The organism is Bilifractor sp. LCP21S3_F8, from assembly GCF_052117805.1.
Taxonomy (GTDB): Bacteria; Bacillota; Clostridia; order Lachnospirales; family Lachnospiraceae; genus Bilifractor.
Genome location: NZ_JBQKIK010000002.1, coordinates 15,022 through 30,774, shown reverse-complemented (window position 1 = coordinate 30,774; position 15,753 = coordinate 15,022). Strand labels below are relative to the sequence as shown.

The window sequence follows — 15,753 nt, the reverse complement described above, 5'->3', positions numbered from 1 at the left end:
CTGTGAAGCATTTCGGGATAAAATAAAAAACTTTTGAAGCGTTCCGGGATAAAATAAAATGATCTGCGAAGCTTTCCCGGGTAATGGGCTGGTCAGTCCACCCTGAGATTCTCGCCATCGAGACCGTTAAAAGCGCCTTCGATTCCGGCATCCGGATGTGCGATGAGCCATTTGTTGACAGCGGTAATCAGTTTGTCTTCGCTGTCTCCCCCGTGAGCGGAGGTCAGCTCGGTATTCGTGCCCTTCGGGAGTACCACGACACAGCGGAACGGCTTGCCGTCAACGCTGCACGGCGCGTAATGAAGGGTGGTGGCGTAAACCTCGATCACTGTACCTGCCGGCACGAGGAATGCCTCAACCTTTGAGGTGTCATAGTGAAAATCATCTGTGATATCCTGCTGCTTTCCGAGAAGGAGAATGAGATCATTCTCTGCAATATTGATCTCGGATGAACGGTGATATTCCAGAGCGTTCAGAAAAACATTATACCCATTGCAGTATCCGATCTGGACTGGAAGCTCGCCATATACAATCTGGCGGACTTTCTCTCCGGATGCGGTCTGCTCAAGCTTCGGATCCGATGCGACGTATATGGTGTGATCCGTCGGACACTCGGTATCCTTTAAAGCCTCCATAATGCCGGAAACATCGAGGCCGTTGATTACGCGGCCGTATGGATGAAAGGATTCATCGTGGACATTATGTATTACCATTCTAAAAACCTCCCTTAATATCTGTGAAGTTTGTCCTGATATAGAAAACTTCTCTAGTCATCGTCTATCATTATAACAGATTGTGCCGGAAATACGATGCATTTTCTTGACAAAAGGTACAAAAAACATAACAAAAAACAGAACAAAAACAGAACAAGGAAAAAGACAGAGATATAGACGAAGATTCCGAACAGAAACAGAACTGCAAGATAGAACGAAAGATCGGGCGGTCTTCGGCTGTGGGAAGACCGCCCGGTGTGTTGTGAAGCTTTTATTCAGGAAGAAGAAAATTGGTATGAGGCAGACCGCAGATCGACGTAGCCTACGTCATTGCTGCAGAAGAGACTTCAGATCCCGGTAGAATTCCGGATAGGATATGTTCACGCATTCGGCGTCCCGGATCTCTGTCTCGCCATCGGCGGCGAGGGAGGCAATGGCAAAGGACATGGCGATGCGGTGATCAAGGTGGCTGTCGATGAGCGCGCCGTGAAGCGGCTTTCCTCCCTTGATAATCATTCCGTCATCGGTACCGGTGATGTCGACACCCATGCGGGAGAGATTGTCCACCATAATGTCAAGACGGTTGGATTCCTTTACCTTCAGCTCTCCGGCATCCCGGATTACGGTTGTTCCCTCGGCCGTCGCGGCGAGAACGGCAATGATTGGGATCTCATCAATCAGGGTCGGAATCAGGCTGCCTTCAATGACGGTGCCATGAAGCGGAGTGTACCGCACCTCGAGGTCTGCCGTGGATTCTCCGCCGGAAGCCGAGAGCCTGCGGTAGGTCACAGTTCCGCCCATGTCCTGAATGACGCGCAGTATACCGTCGCGGGTCGGATTGGTGCCCACGTGCCGCAGCAGAATCTCGGAGCCGGGGATCATACAGGCGGCCGCCAGAAAATAGGCGGCGGAGGAGATGTCGCCGGGTACTTTTACCGATATTCCGGAGAGCTCATTTCCGGGATGAATCGTTGCCGCAAGACCGTCGGAGGACAAATCGGCGCCGAAATGACGAAGCATCAGTTCCGTATGATTTCTGGAAAGAGCCGGCTCAATGACGGTCGTGGCAGAATCAGCGTAAAGCCCTGCAAGCAGAAGGCATGATTTTACCTGGGCGGATGCCACCGGAGAATGATAGGTAATGCCGTGAAGCGGCTGACCTATGATCTGAAGAGGCGCGCATCCGTTGTCACGCTCGCTGGTGATGCATGCACCCATCTGCGTCAGTGGTTCGATGATCCGGTTCATGGGCCGCTTTTGTATGGAGGCGTCTCCGGTGAGCGTACAGGGAAAATCCTGTCCGGCGAGAATGCCGGAGATGAGGCGGGTCGTTGTTCCGGAATTGCCGCAATCGAGCACAGTGTCCGGAGCGTTGAGCCCGTGGAGCCCCTTCCCGTGGACGATGACATGATCCGGGTGTTCCGGATCGGTTTCGATGTCGATCCCCATGCTGCGGAAGCAGCTGATGGTGGAAAGACAGTCAGCGCCGGGCAGAAAATGGGAGATCTCAGTCGTCCCGTTTGCGAGACTGCCGAACATGACTGCCCGGTGAGAGATGGATTTATCTCCCGGAATATCCAGCTGTCCGTGAAGCGGTTTATCTGTAGGATAAAATTTCATGACACGGTTCCTTCCTTCTGAAAGATATGCAGAATCGTTTGCATTGTATCTGAAAGCTCTGCAGAATCGTTTGCATTGTATCTGAAAGTTCTGCGGAATCATTTAGAGAGACGGCGGGAAGCAATCTTTTTTCAGACCTTGCGCCGGACGAGGTAGTTTCGCTTTCGCAGAACGTCATCAGCGTCATTGCGGGCGTTTTCATCATAAAATTCGATCCGGAGGACTCCGTCTTCAAATTCCCGGTTGTGAATGATGCCGATGTTCCGGATGCTGATCTGATTCATGGCGAGCAGCGTCGTGACGGTTGCGATTCCGCCAGGTTCGTCGTAGATATCCACGTACAGAAGATATTGCCTTGGAACCGATCCCCTCTTGATGTCATCGATGGAATCCCGGTAATCCTTGGACGAGGAGAAGGTGCGGTAGAGGCCGTCGGCATCAGCCGAATCGATCATGGAGCGGAAATTGGAAAGAAATTCCATGTAGCGATCCAGCACCTTCAGGATATCGTTCCGGTTGGCGAGGCAGATTTGCTGCCACATAACCGGAGACGAGGAGGCAATCCTTGTGATGTCGCGGAACCCGCCCGCGGCAACGAGCTTCATCTTTTCGTCCGGGGTATCGATGCTTTTCACTGTATTTACCAGAGATGAGGCAACGATATGCTCGAGGTGGCTGACACCTGCGACGATGTAGTCGTGTTCTTCAGCGGAGACAACGATCGGGAGAGAGCGGATGGACCGGATCAGGTCCGAGTAACGATGAACCTTTTCTGTGTCAGTTTCCCGGTTTGTCGTTATAAAATAGTACGCGTTCTCCAGAAGGTAATCCGTGGAGCTGGAAAAACCGGTTTTTTCTGTGCCAGCCATCGGATGGCCGCCGATGAAGTTCGGCGCCAGGCCTGTCCGGATCGCGGCCTCGGTCGTCTCGCCCTTAACGGAGCCTACATCGGTCAGTATGCAGTCTTTCCGGATGATGGATTTGAGAAACGGAAAATAGGTGATATTGGTCTGTACAGGTGCGCACAAAAAAATAAAGTCACAGTCTCCGAAGCGCGGGTCATTCTGGCAGAGGGCTTCATCGATTGCGCCTGCCGCAAGAGCCTGCTCAAGCGTGGAAGGAGTGTGAGAGTATGCAAGTATATGAAAATCCGGATGGAATTTTTTGATGGATCTGGCCAGGGAACCTCCAATCAGTCCGAGACCTATAAAGCCGATACAAGTCATAGGAGTTTTTCCTCACTGTAATATACATCAGCACGTCAAAGTGCTAAAACAACTTATGTCAGTGTACTGGATAAACAGAGAAAAGTCAATGAAGGCAGATCAGACGATAATCGTTTAAAAACAAGACGTAAATGCGGCGGAATAACAGCTCTTTTATGATCACACCTCCGGAAATGTTGGGTAAATGACACAAAAAGGTTGATAATATTGCGAGTTTTTAGTAAAATATATCCATAGCGCCGAGAAAGAGAGAAAGCGCTTTCGAGGCGACTCAAATGTATGGAGGTTAACATTATGGAGGTTTTCAGAACTGACAGGGTCAGAAACGTCGTAATACTCGGACACGGCGGAGCAGGCAAGACTACCCTTGTTGAGGGAATGGCATATCTTTCCGGCATCACCAGCCGTCTCGGAAGTGTTAACGACGGAAATACAATCAGTGATTACGATAAAGAAGAGATTAAGCGCAAGATTTCGATCAATACATCCATTGTTCCCGTTGTGTGGAACAAGTGCAAGGTAAATGTACTGGATACCCCTGGTTATTTTGATTTTGTCGGCGAGGTTGAAGAAGCAGTTTCTGCCGCGGATGCGGCGGTAATCGTGGTTTCCGGAAAGGCCGGCGTTCAGGTAGGCACAGAGAAGGCATGGGATCTTTGTGAGAGATACAATCTTCCAAGAATGATTTTTGTTACAGACATGGATATTGATGATGTATCCTACCGTGATGTTGTGCTGAAGCTTCAGGAGCTTTACGGCAAGAAGATCGCGCCCCTTCACATGCCGATCCGCAAGGACGGGAAGTTTATCGGCTATGTGAACATTGTGAAGAACAAGGGCCGCAGATATATTAATAAGAATGAAAAAGAGGAAATCCCGATACCGGACTACCTGATGGATTACCTCTCTGAATATAGAGACGCGCTGCTGGAGTCGGTTGCGGAGACCAGCGAAGAGATGATGGATCGCTATTTCAACGGAGAAGAGTTCTCTCCAGCGGAGATCGGCGCCGCGCTTGCAATGAATGTCGGCTCCGGCGATATGGTTCCGGTCTGCATGGGATCTCCGATCAATCTGCAGGGCGTGAAAATTCTCCTAGACGATATTGTGGAATATTTCCCGGATCCTTCCCGGAGAGCGCGCGCGGGACTTGACCGCAGCAGCAATGATGTATTCAATGCCGACTATAATTTCACCAGCCCGAAGAGCGCGACGGTCTGGAAGACGATCGCGGATCCGTTCCTCGGAAAGTATTCCATGATCAAGGTCTGCTCCGGCGTACTGAAGTCCAATGACGTGCTCTACAATGTCACGCAGGATTCCGAGGAGAAGATCGGGAAGCTGTATGTCATGACCGGCAACAAACCTGTGGAGGTTCCGGAGCTTCATGCGGGTGATATCGGAGCGCTGGCAAAGCTCGGCGACGCAAAGACGGGCGATTCTCTGGCGACAAAGGACCATCCGGTTGACTTCGGCCCGGTTGCAGTATCGAAGCCTTATACGGCGAAACGGTACAAACCGCTGAATAAGAACGATGTAGATAAGATTGCGCAGGGCCTTTCCAGACTTCAGCTGGAAGATCTGACGATGAAGGTTGTCAATGACTCGGCAAATCATCAGTCCCTGATCTATGGCATTGGTGAACAGCACATCGAAGTAATCGCAGCGAAGCTGAAGGAGAGATATAAGGTCGATATCGAGCTCTCTGAGCCGAAGATCGCTTTCCGTGAGACGATCCGCAAGAAATCCGACGTGGACTCCAAGTACAAGAAGCAGTCCGGCGGACACGGTCAGTATGGACACGTGAAAATGCGCTTTGAGCCTTCGGGCGATCTGAACACACCGTTTGTTTTTGAAGAGGAGGTTGTGGGAGGCTCTGTTCCGAAGAACTATTTCCCTGCGGTTGAGAAGGGCCTGGCAGAATCGGTGACATCCGGACCGCTTGCGGCGTATCCGGTAGTCGGCGTCAAAGCGATTCTTTATGATGGATCCTATCATCCGGTTGATTCCTCGGAGATGGCGTTCAAGACCGCAACCATTATGGCGTTTAAAGATGGTTTTATGAAGGCGGATCCGGTATTGCTGGAGCCGATTGTAGATCTTAAGGTGACTGCACCGGATGCGTTCACCGGCGATATAATGGGTGACCTGAACAAGAGACGCGGACGCGTCCTGGGAATGAACCCGGCAGGGAACGGGAAGACGGAGATCGAGGCGGAGGTACCGCAGCTCGAGCTGAGCGGATATTCCAATACGCTTCGTTCCATGACCGGAGGTGCCGGCGATTTCTCCTATGAGTTCGCGAGATATGAGCAGGCTCCGGCGGAGATCCAGAAAGCACAGGTTGAGGCGAGAGCAGGAAAGGTTACGAAGCTTGATGACTGACCGGACGGCTCCTTGCTGCTGAGACTGTTTTGTTGAATATTGCTGTCTGCTGCATTGGCTGAGAGGCTGGATGCGGCAGACAGTTTTTTTACGCGAACAGTGAGCCGCAGCCGAATGCGAAGTATTCGTGTGCGGCGAGCGTCGCGATAGCGAGATAAAACTCGCGCAGCGTGTTTTATCTCGTTTTAGAGTGTTTTAACTCGCTTTCCGGACAGCCTTTGTGTTATGATGAGAAAGGTTATAGAAATGCATCACAGGCGGAGGGGCAGGATCCATATAAGCCACCGCGAAGACGGAGGCGGAGATCAGGGCGCCTGCAATGGAAAGGAGACAGAAAATGGGGAATGATAAGGAATTTGAGGCTGGCAGTACAGGAAGGAATCCTCTGGGAACTGACATCAGTGCGGAGGAAGTGCGGGATCTGGCGGAGAAGTTCATTTACTCCAGATATATTGTGGGTAAGGAACAGAACCAGAAATTTCTGCATAACCTGAAGATGCCGGAATACCTGGCATTGCATATCGTGCGGGAATATGTAAAGGATCTTCCTGAGGACAATCGGAAAATGTATCTGAATGTTCTGTCGGAGAAGCTGGAGCTTCCGATAAACGAAACCTCCCATGTGGCCGAGGCACTGAAAAACCGCGGTTACGTGACCTGGACCTTTGATGGGAAGGGAAACGGAGGCACTTATCTCAATATTACCCAGCGCGGGCTTGATATGCTTGCGGATAATGAGAAGCGCGTGGACAAGTTTACGAAAAAGGTCGTTAATCGTTTCGGACTCGACCGGATGCTTCAGTTTATGGAAATGAGCTCGGAGCTTTCCCGGATCATGAAGGATGAGCGGGAGGAAACAGAGTCCGGAGAAAGTGACGGTAAGGCATGATTTCTCCGTATAATTTCCGCAGACTGGAGATAAGGTGGCAGGGCCTTTTGGGCCCCTCCGCTGATGCCCGGGACGGGATACCGGAGTATTATCAAAGGGAATACGGGCAGGACGCGATGCGCATGTATGTCCTGTTCTCCGGAAAACTGCCCGGAAACAGTGAACGGGATGAAGCGTGCGCCGAGGGAATTCTTCGGTATCTTCGCAGATACTGGAGAATCGCGGAGGCGATTCTGGAACGGTCGAATGAGTCAGAGTCAGCAGATGAAACAGAGACTGGTGACAATTTCGACGCATGCAGCGTGGAAAAACTGCCGGGAGAAGCCCGTGAGCTGATATATACTGTGAATGAGAGAGTCAGCCGTTCTAAGTGGAATACAGCGGCAGCTTCGATGATGGAAGGCCTTAATCTGCTGCGTAAGGAGGAGCGTGGCCGGGGATTGATGAACCCTGCGGAAGAACTTCTTTTTATGAAGAATTACATTCTTCTGTCAGCTCCGTTCACTCCTTACATCGCACAGGAGCTTTGGGAAAGGTACGGCGGGTGCGGATATCATGATGGGCGCGGATATCATCGCGGTGTGCCGGACGTTTTGGAAGATGAAGACAGAAGAAGCGTCATGGATGAGCTCTGGCCGATTGCCGGGGATGCAGATAGGTCCGGTGATCCGGTTCGCCTTCCAGTCTGTATCGATGGAAGAAAAAGAACCGAGATACCGGCACTTTTTGGGTGGACCCGGGAACGGGCGGAAAGGGCAGCGGCCGCTGCCCTCGGGAGCAGGATGCCATCAGATGTCGGGAGAATTGTCTATGTGCCGGGGCGCATTCTGAACCTTGTGACAAAGTAAACGGCCATACGATAAGTCGTGACACATATTGTATAAGCTATGGATTGCTCCGTGCTTCGCACTCCCGCAATCCTCCAGGTATTCGCACTTCCGTGCCGCTTAAGCGTCACTTCGTGCTCATACCTGTTGCCTTCGAAATCGCATACAGTCTCTTACACACGCTTCGCGCGTGACGATCCTGTCTGCGTTTTCGAAGAGCTTATACAGTAAACGGCCATACGATAAGTCGTGACACATACTGTATAAGCTATGGATTGCTCCGTGCTTCACACCGCTCCATGCTCATACATGTTAGCGTCGTTCAGGCATGCAGTTTTCTGTGCATGCTTCGCATGCCCGAAAACTGCCCGCTTGACGACGGCTTTATACAGTAAACCTTTTCGTTTTTTTGTTTGCAAAGTGAAATTTTGGTGTATAATATCAACAGATTATCATTAGGAGGACAAATCAATGGCTACAAAAGATATTGACTGGGGAAGCCTGGACTTTAATTACAGAGAAACAGATTACAGCTATGTCTCCATGTACAGAGACGGAAAGTGGGATGAGGGCAGGCTGACGAAGGATCACACAGTTACGATGAGTGAGTGCGCGGCGGTTCTTCAGTATTCTCAGTCCTGCTTTGAAGGCCTCAAGGCATATAGAACGAAGGACAACAAGGTGGTATGCTTCCGCCCGGATATGAATGCGCAGCGTATGTATGACTCCTGCAAACGGCTGGAAATGCCGCCGTTCCCGGTTGATCGTTTTGTGAAGGCTGTTGAAGAGGTGGTAAAGGCGAACGTTGACTGGGTACCGCCATATGGCTCCGGCGCAACGCTCTATATCCGTCCTTATATGTTCGGATACAATGCGGTTATCGGAGTAAAGCCGGCTGAGGAGTATATGTTCCGTATCCTCGTGACGCCGGTTGGCCCGTATTTTAAGGGCGGAGCAAAGCCGGTTGTTGTGCGTATTCCTGACTTCGACCGCGCCGCGCCGCATGGAACCGGTGGAATCAAGGCCGGCCTGAACTATGCGATGAGCCTTCACCCGATTATGGAGGCGCACAGAGAGGGATTCAACGAGAACCTGTATCTGGATCCGGCAACCAGAACAAAGGTGGAAGAGACCGGCGGAGCAAATGTAATCTTTATCAAGGACAACGGGAAGACACTGGTAACGCCGAAGTCCGATTCGATTCTTCCGTCCATCACCCGCCGTTCCCTCTGCTATATTGCCGAGAATATGCTGGGCATGAAGGTGGAGCACAGACCGGTTATGTTCAGTGAAGTACCGGAATTTGAGGAAATGGGTCTTTGCGGAACCGCAGCCGTTATCAGCCCGGTAGGACAGATCAATGACCATGGCAGAATCATCAACATTCCGAGCGGCATGGAGAAGATGGGACCGGTTCTCACAAAGCTTCGCAGCACACTGACAGGTATTCAGGACGGAGAGATCGAAGGACCGGAAGGCTGGGTTCATGAGATAGACGTTGACTGAAGAAAAGTGAATCCGTGACGTTCTTTTTACAGGTTAATTGAATTAACAGAAAATTGATGCTAATATGAGACTGTCGCATGATATGCATACAGTGAATCAGCGGACCGGCCGCAGGAGGAACACGTACTGCGGACCGGGATAAGCAGAGAAGATTTTGATTCACGGGTAGGCTCAATGCGGTGGTCTCATTTTTTGTGAGTCCGGAAGAAAGACAGAGAGGCATCATAAGTGAATCAGAATAGTACACCGATTTTGGACGCAATTGAAAATTTCCGCAGCGAAAGGCCGGCATTTTTCCGTATTCCGGCGCATCGCTTTGAGCGCGGAGCAGACCCGAGAGCTTTGGAAGTGCTCGGGGAAAGGGCGTTTATGAGCGACCTTACGGAGGCAGAGGGACTGGATGATCTGCATCAGCCGGCGGGACCGATCCGGGAGGCTCAGGATCTGGCTGCAGAAATCTGGGGATCGGATCATTGCTGGTTTCTGGTGAACGGTACAACGTGCGGAAATGAAGCTATGATTCTCGCCTCCGTACAGCCTGGTGAAAAGATCCTGGTTCCAAGGAATGCACATAAATCTGTGCTGATGGGCCTGATTTTGAGCGGAGCTGTTCCGGTATGGGTAAACACGGAGACGGTTCCCGGATGGAATATTTCCGGCGAAGTGAAGCCGGAGGAGATTGAAAAGGCACTGGAGCGGGACAGCGAAATCCGGGCTGTCTTTGTGGTGAGCCCGACTTATTACGGGATCTGTTCCGATTTGCGGAGAATTGCGGACATCTGTCACCGGCATGGGATTCCTCTGCTTGTCGACGAGGCACATGGATCCCACCTGTATTTTTCGGACGAGATGCCGGAAGGAGCGATCCGGGCAGGGGCGGACGTGGCGGCACAGAGCATTCACAAGACATCCGGAAGTATGACGCAGAGTTCAATGCTTCAGTGGAAGAGCCGTTTTATCTCGCGACAGAGGCTGGATGAGTGTCTGAAGCTCGTGATGAGCACGAGCCCGAATTATCTGCTCATGGGTTCACTGGACGGAGCACGCCATAATCTTGCGCTCCATGGCGGAGAACTGATGAGCAAATCGATGGCGATGGCAGACATACTTCGTGAGGAGCTTGCGCGGATTCCTTACGTGGATGTACTGACGACAGATGTGTGTTATGAGATGTCCGGAGAAGAAAAAATTGCCCTTGCGACTGCAAAGTCAGCGGGAATTCCTGTGGAAGAGCTTTTCGGGAAGGGAAAAAATGTGCCGGAACACCTGACGATGGATCCGCTCCGGATCGTTTTTTCGGCAAGGAGAGCGGGAATCACAGGTTTTCGCCTGCAGAGACTGCTCTATGATAAGGGCAGAGTCAGCACGGAACTGGCAGATTTTGAAAACGTAGTGGCAGTCGTCACGTGGGGAAATAACGGCGACGATATCCGGCGGCTGGTAGAGACACTGAAGAAGATCCTGAGGGAACAGACGGGCTGCGGCACAGAGGACATTCCGAGGGAAAGTGCGGAAGAAATTGGGAGCTTGTCGGACGGGAGACGCGAGGACTATCTCAGGCATGCTGCATCTGTGCTTCCCCAGGTGGTAATGACACCGAGAGAAGCTTTCTACAGTGAGAAGATTCTGGTGAAATGGGAAGATGCGGTCGGCAGAGTTGCCGGGGAAAGCATCATCCCGTATCCGCCGGGGATTCCGCTGATCTGCCCGGGTGAGGTGATCACCAGGGAGATTTTCGACATTGTCCAGCGGTACAGGGAAAACCGGCTGCCGATCCACGGACCTGCGGACCGTGATCTGGAAACCATGAGGGTCATCCGATATCGAACAAAGCTGGATATCACCTGAGGATGGCATGAGGGAAAAATATTAACCGGGAGGTATGCATGAAATTTATATCCTGGAATGTGAATGGGCTGCGAGCCTGTGTGGGAAAAGGATTCAGGGAGTATTTCGACAGCACCGGCGCGGATTTCTTCTGTATTCAGGAGAGCAAGCTTCAGGCTGGTCAGATCGATTTTGCGCCGGAGGGCTATTACTGCTACTGGAATTATGCCGACAGAAAGGGATATTCTGGCACAGCGGTTTTTGCAAAGCAGGAGGCGCAGAATGTCACTTACGGGATCGGAGTGGAGGAGCATGATCATGAGGGACGCGTGATCACTCTGGAATATGAGAAGTTCTATCTCGTGACCTGCTATACGCCAAATTCCCAGAGTGAACTGAAACGGCTGGATTACCGGATGCGCTGGGAGGATGATTTCCGCGCATATCTTCACGCCCTCGCGGAGAAAAAACCGGTGATTGTCTGCGGGGATCTGAATGTGGCGCATGAAGAAATCGATATCAAAAATCCGAAGACGAACCGCAGAAATGCCGGATTTACCGATGAAGAGCGGGAAAAGATGACGGAGCTTCTGGATTCGGGGTTCACGGATTCCTACCGCTGGCTGCATCCTGATAAGATTGAGTACTCCTGGTGGTCGTACCGCTTCCGGGCGCGTGAGAAAAATGCGGGATGGAGAATCGATTATTTCCTGATCACCGATAATCTCAGGGATCATGTCACCGATGCAATCATCCACACAGATGTGATGGGATCGGATCACTGCCCGGTTGAGCTGGATCTTACGATATGATTTCAAACCGGATGAGATCGGATTCGGGGAAGCCGGCTATCTGACAACAGGTATGGGATGAAGCTGCGAAGCAGCGAAGTGACGCGCAAGCGGCACGAAAGTGCGAATATGCGCGGGCGGGTGAGCCACATTTGCGCACACACAGTGTGAAGCGGTTTACCTGTCTGTGATCAGGGAAGAACCGGAGGAAGAGAATGGCAGAGAAGACAGAATTCAGGGTAACACCATCAGATCCGGAAAGACTTGGAGTGCACGGCATTACGACGAACGGAGTACGGAACGGAAACCTGTTCGCCTGCGTGATTCCGGAAGGGAAGCGGGCGGAGCTTCTGCTCTATCATACAGGGGAGATTGAGCCTTGTCAGGTGATTCCTCTCGAGGAAAAATACCGGATCGGCGACATCAGCGCAGTCTTTGTGGAGATGGAGAATGCGGGAGCGTATGAATACAATTATCGGGTAGAGGGGAAGACCGTTGCGGATCCCTATGCCAGATCTGTTCGTAGAATCACAAATCCGGTCAGCGGGGAGGAAGAATACCGGTGTTCCATGAAGGTCTATTTCAAGGCAGGAACAGAGCCCCTCAATATACCCTATGAGAACAGTATCTTCTACAAACTTCACGTGAGAGGCTTCACAAAGACCCGGCCGGCGGGCGTGAAGCATCCCGGAACATTTCTCGGCGTCACGGAGATGATCCCGTATCTGAAGGACATGGGGGTGACTTCGCTGATCCTCATGCCGTGCTATACGTTCGAAAATCAATCAGATGAGGAAAAATATTATTATCTGGATCAGCAGGTGCAGGTGAAGGAACCGGAGAATAATGCGGACCCGGTTTTGAATTACTGGGGGTACACGAAGGGACTTTATTTTGCGCCGAAGAAGGCTTACTGCGCCACGGATAATCCGAACAAGGAGTTCGCGGAAATGGTGGATGTCCTCCATGAGGCCGGTCTGGAATGCATCCCGGAGTTCTATTTTCTTCCGGAAGCGGATGCAAGACTTGTCACTGATGTGCTGCGCTACTGGCGCCTTCACTTCAAGGTGGACGGTTTCCATCTGGTCGGCGACGGGAGCTGGATTCACGCGGCCGTTACTGACCCCCTGCTTCGGAGAACGAAGCTGATTACCTCCGGCTATGATACCTCCGTGCTGTACGGAGGCAGAAAACCGGCTTTCCGGAACCTTGCGGCTATGAATCCGTCCTACGAGCAGGCAATGCGCCGGTTTCTGAAGGGCGATCCGGATGTCGGTACGGACGAGGCCGGCTGGTATCTCCGGAGAAACTCCGAGGACCAGGCATTCATCAATTATTTTGCGGATCAGGACGGCTTCACGATGTATGACATGGTTTCCTATGAGGAAAAACATAACGAAGCCAACGGTGAGCAGAATCACGACGGGACGGATTTCAACTTTACCTGGAACTGCGGGGAGGAGGGGCCATCCAGAAAGAGCGCGGTTCGTGCGCTGAGGCGGCAGCTGCTCAGGAATGCTTTTCTGATGCTGATGACCAGCCAGGGAGCACCGATGGTCTACGCAGGGGATGAGATAGAGAACAGCCAGGGCGGGAATAACAATGCCTGGTGCCAGGACAACCGCACGGGCTGGGTTACCTGGAGCAGATCAAAATCAGCGAGAGAAATGCATGATTTTGTCAGGAAGGCCATTGCGTTCCGCAGAGAACATCCGGTCCTCCGATCTGCGCGGGTGCTGCGGATGGCGGACTATAAGGCCTGCGGATTCCCGGATCTTTCGTTTCACAGCGAGGTGGCATGGATGAGCGCCTCCGGAAAGACGAAGACAGGATTCGGCGTCATGTATTGCGGGCAGTATGCGGAGAAAGCGGACGGAACATCGGACGACACAATCTATATCGCGTACAACATGTACTGGCAGATGCAGCGGTTCGCGCTTCCGGACCTTCCAGAAGACCTCCGGTGGGTGATCTGCGCGGATACGTCGCGTGAGCAGGCGTTTCCGGAGAAAGGCACGGAGATGGAAATCGATTCGGACGAGAAGTCGGTGGAGGTATCTCCGAGGAGTATCGTGATCTTAATGGCGGTGCGAAAATGAATAAAAATTACGCGTGGCAGCATTTCAAGACAATTACACATCATAAATGTCTGGTCCTTCATTATTGTTTCCGGATGGGGCTTTACTGGCAGGGAATCGTGCATGATCTGTCCAAGTATTCTCCTACGGAATTCCGTGAGGGGGCCAGATACTGGCAGGGAACCAGAAGCCCGAACAACGCGGAACGCGAGGATACGGGAGTTTCCCTTGCCTGGCTTCATCATAAGGGACGCAACAAGCACCATTTCGAATATTGGATTGACTATGGAATAAACTGTGATACAATCATCAAAGGCGTGCCGATTCCCCGCAAATATGTGGCGGAAATGGTCGCGGACCGTATCAGCGCATCCAGAGTGTATCTGGGAGACAACTACAATGACCGTGCTCCCTACGAGTACTGGAAGAAGGGCAGAGACAAGCTATGGTTTGTTGATGATTCCGTGAAGAATCAGCTTGATCTGCTGCTCTGGATGCTGGCAGAGAAGGGTGAAGACGTAACTGTTTCTTACATAAAACACACATTTTTGAAGGGTGGACAACAGGAATGAAAAAAGTAGTGAAATTCGGTGGCAGTTCTCTCGCAAATGCTGAGCAGTTCAAGAAGGTCGGAGATATCATCCGGGCGGATGAGGGCAGACGCTATGTTGTCCCGTCGGCACCCGGCAGACGGTTCAGCAATGACACCAAGGTTACCGATATGCTGTATGACTGCTACCATCGCGCGGAGGAAGATCAGGATTTCTCCGACGCGCTTCAGAATATTCGCGATCGCTACGATGAGATCATCAACGGACTGGGATTGTCTCTCAATCTGGACAGTGAGTTCGAGACAATCGCTGAAAATTTCCGCAGCAAGATCGGAACCGATTACGCTGCGTCCAGGGGAGAGTATCTGAACGGAATTGTGATGGCGGAATACCTCGGATATGAATTTGTCGATGCCGCAAGAGTAGTGGCCTTCGATGAAGAGGGAAAGTTTGACGCGGTAAGGACAGACAAGCAGATGGGTGCGGTGCTTGAGCCTCTTGAGCATGCGGTGATCCCGGGATTCTACGGCGCAAAACCGGATGGTACCGTTGAGACCTTCTCCCGGGGCGGATCTGACATCACCGGATCCCTTGTGGCAAAGGCAGTTCATGCGGATCTGTATGAAAACTGGACGGATGTATCCGGCTTCCTGATGGCTGATCCGAGAATCATCAAGGATCCGGTTACCATCAATACCATTACCTATCGTGAGATGCGCGAGCTTTCCTATATGGGAGCAACAGTTCTTCACGAGGATGCGGTATTCCCTCTCAGAAAGGAAGGAATACCGATCAATGTTCGAAATACAAACCGTCCGCAGGATCCGGGCACGATGGTTGTCGAGAACACCTGCAACAAGCCGAAATATACCATCACCGGTATCGGCGGCAAGAAGGGATTTGCTTCCATCACAATTGAGAAGGCGATGATGAACGCGGAAGTCGGATTCGGCCGCAAGGTGCTTGAGGTATTCGAGGACTGCGGGATGACGTTCGAGCATACACCTTCCGGTATTGACACCTTCTCTGTGTATGTCAACCAGAACGAATTCGAGAAGCATGAGCAGCAGGTTATCGCCGGACTTCACAGATCCGTTCATCCGGACATGATCGAGCTGGAATCCGATCTGGCGCTGATCGCAGTCGTGGGCAGAGGTATGAGAAGAACGAGAGGAACCGCGGGGCGAATCTTTGCTGCACTGGCTCATGCGCATGTCAATGTCAAGATGATCGACCAGGGATCCTCCGAGCTGAACATTATCATCGGTGTGGAAAACCGTGATTTTGAGACGGCGATCAAGGCAATTTACGATATCTTCGTTGTTTCGCGGCTGTAACCA

The 15,753-nt window shown here is 51.8% G+C and carries 12 protein-coding genes; 9 read left to right on the top strand and 3 right to left on the bottom strand.

The genetic code is table 11. From position 1 onward, the window contains the following. Positions 1 to 92: 92 nt before the first annotated feature. The 3 genes from ACTQ3A_RS01375 to ACTQ3A_RS01365 all read right to left on the bottom strand — a co-directional run bounded on the left by ACTQ3A_RS01375 (position 93) and on the right by ACTQ3A_RS01365 (position 3,559). Positions 93 to 713 carry a DUF4867 family protein gene (locus ACTQ3A_RS01375; RefSeq protein WP_441099167.1) on the bottom strand — a complete coding sequence of 207 codons (621 nt, stop codon included), beginning with the start codon at positions 711 to 713 and terminating at the stop codon, positions 93 to 95. A 327-nt stretch (positions 714 to 1,040) separates the two neighbouring features. Beyond that, positions 1,041 to 2,333 carry a 3-phosphoshikimate 1-carboxyvinyltransferase gene (gene aroA / locus ACTQ3A_RS01370; RefSeq protein WP_441099166.1) on the bottom strand — a complete coding sequence of 431 codons (1,293 nt, stop codon included), beginning with the start codon at positions 2,331 to 2,333 and terminating at the stop codon, positions 1,041 to 1,043. 131 nt (positions 2,334 to 2,464) lie between these two features. Continuing rightward, entirely contained in the window at positions 2,465 to 3,559 is a 1,095-nt protein-coding gene (locus tag ACTQ3A_RS01365; RefSeq protein WP_441099165.1) for a prephenate dehydrogenase/arogenate dehydrogenase family protein, read from the bottom strand. Positions 3,560 to 3,853: 294 nt separating this feature from the next. Between ACTQ3A_RS01365 and ACTQ3A_RS01360 the strand changes: the two genes are divergently transcribed. From ACTQ3A_RS01360 to ACTQ3A_RS01320, 9 genes are all read left to right on the top strand, one after another. Beyond that, entirely contained in the window at positions 3,854 to 5,944 is a 2,091-nt protein-coding gene (locus tag ACTQ3A_RS01360; protein ID WP_441493939.1) for an elongation factor G, read from the top strand. Positions 5,945 to 6,281: 337 nt separating this feature from the next. Beyond that, positions 6,282 to 6,833: a hypothetical protein gene (locus ACTQ3A_RS01355; RefSeq protein WP_441099163.1), complete on the top strand. Its 552-nt coding sequence runs from the start codon at positions 6,282 to 6,284 to the stop codon at positions 6,831 to 6,833. Continuing rightward, a complete protein-coding gene (locus tag ACTQ3A_RS01350; RefSeq protein WP_441493938.1) occupies positions 6,830 to 7,681 on the top strand; it encodes a hypothetical protein in 852 nt (283 codons plus the stop codon). The genes ACTQ3A_RS01355 and ACTQ3A_RS01350 overlap by 4 nt, the downstream gene beginning before the upstream one ends. A gap of 450 nt (positions 7,682 to 8,131) precedes the next feature. After that, a complete protein-coding gene (locus tag ACTQ3A_RS01345) occupies positions 8,132 to 9,166 on the top strand; it encodes a branched-chain amino acid aminotransferase (RefSeq protein WP_441099161.1) in 1,035 nt (344 codons plus the stop codon). A 228-nt stretch (positions 9,167 to 9,394) separates the two neighbouring features. Then, positions 9,395 to 11,014: an aminotransferase class I/II-fold pyridoxal phosphate-dependent enzyme gene (locus tag ACTQ3A_RS01340; protein WP_441493937.1), complete on the top strand. Its 1,620-nt coding sequence runs from the start codon at positions 9,395 to 9,397 to the stop codon at positions 11,012 to 11,014. 38 nt (positions 11,015 to 11,052) lie between these two features. Next, entirely contained in the window at positions 11,053 to 11,805 is a 753-nt protein-coding gene (locus tag ACTQ3A_RS01335) for an exodeoxyribonuclease III (protein WP_441099159.1), read from the top strand. Between the two features lie 194 nt (positions 11,806 to 11,999). Further along, positions 12,000 to 13,883 (top strand): Type II secretory pathway, pullulanase PulA and related glycosidase, encoded by a 1,884-nt coding sequence (locus tag ACTQ3A_RS01330; protein WP_441493936.1) that lies wholly within the window; start codon positions 12,000 to 12,002, stop codon positions 13,881 to 13,883. Further along, complete coding sequence (locus ACTQ3A_RS01325; protein WP_441493935.1) at positions 13,880 to 14,434, top strand: DUF5662 family protein; 555 nt, start codon at positions 13,880 to 13,882, stop codon at positions 14,432 to 14,434. The genes ACTQ3A_RS01330 and ACTQ3A_RS01325 overlap by 4 nt, the downstream gene beginning before the upstream one ends. Further along, positions 14,431 to 15,750 carry an aspartate kinase gene (locus ACTQ3A_RS01320; RefSeq protein WP_441493934.1) on the top strand — a complete coding sequence of 440 codons (1,320 nt, stop codon included), beginning with the start codon at positions 14,431 to 14,433 and terminating at the stop codon, positions 15,748 to 15,750. The genes ACTQ3A_RS01325 and ACTQ3A_RS01320 overlap by 4 nt, the downstream gene beginning before the upstream one ends. Positions 15,751 to 15,753: the final 3 nt, after the last annotated feature.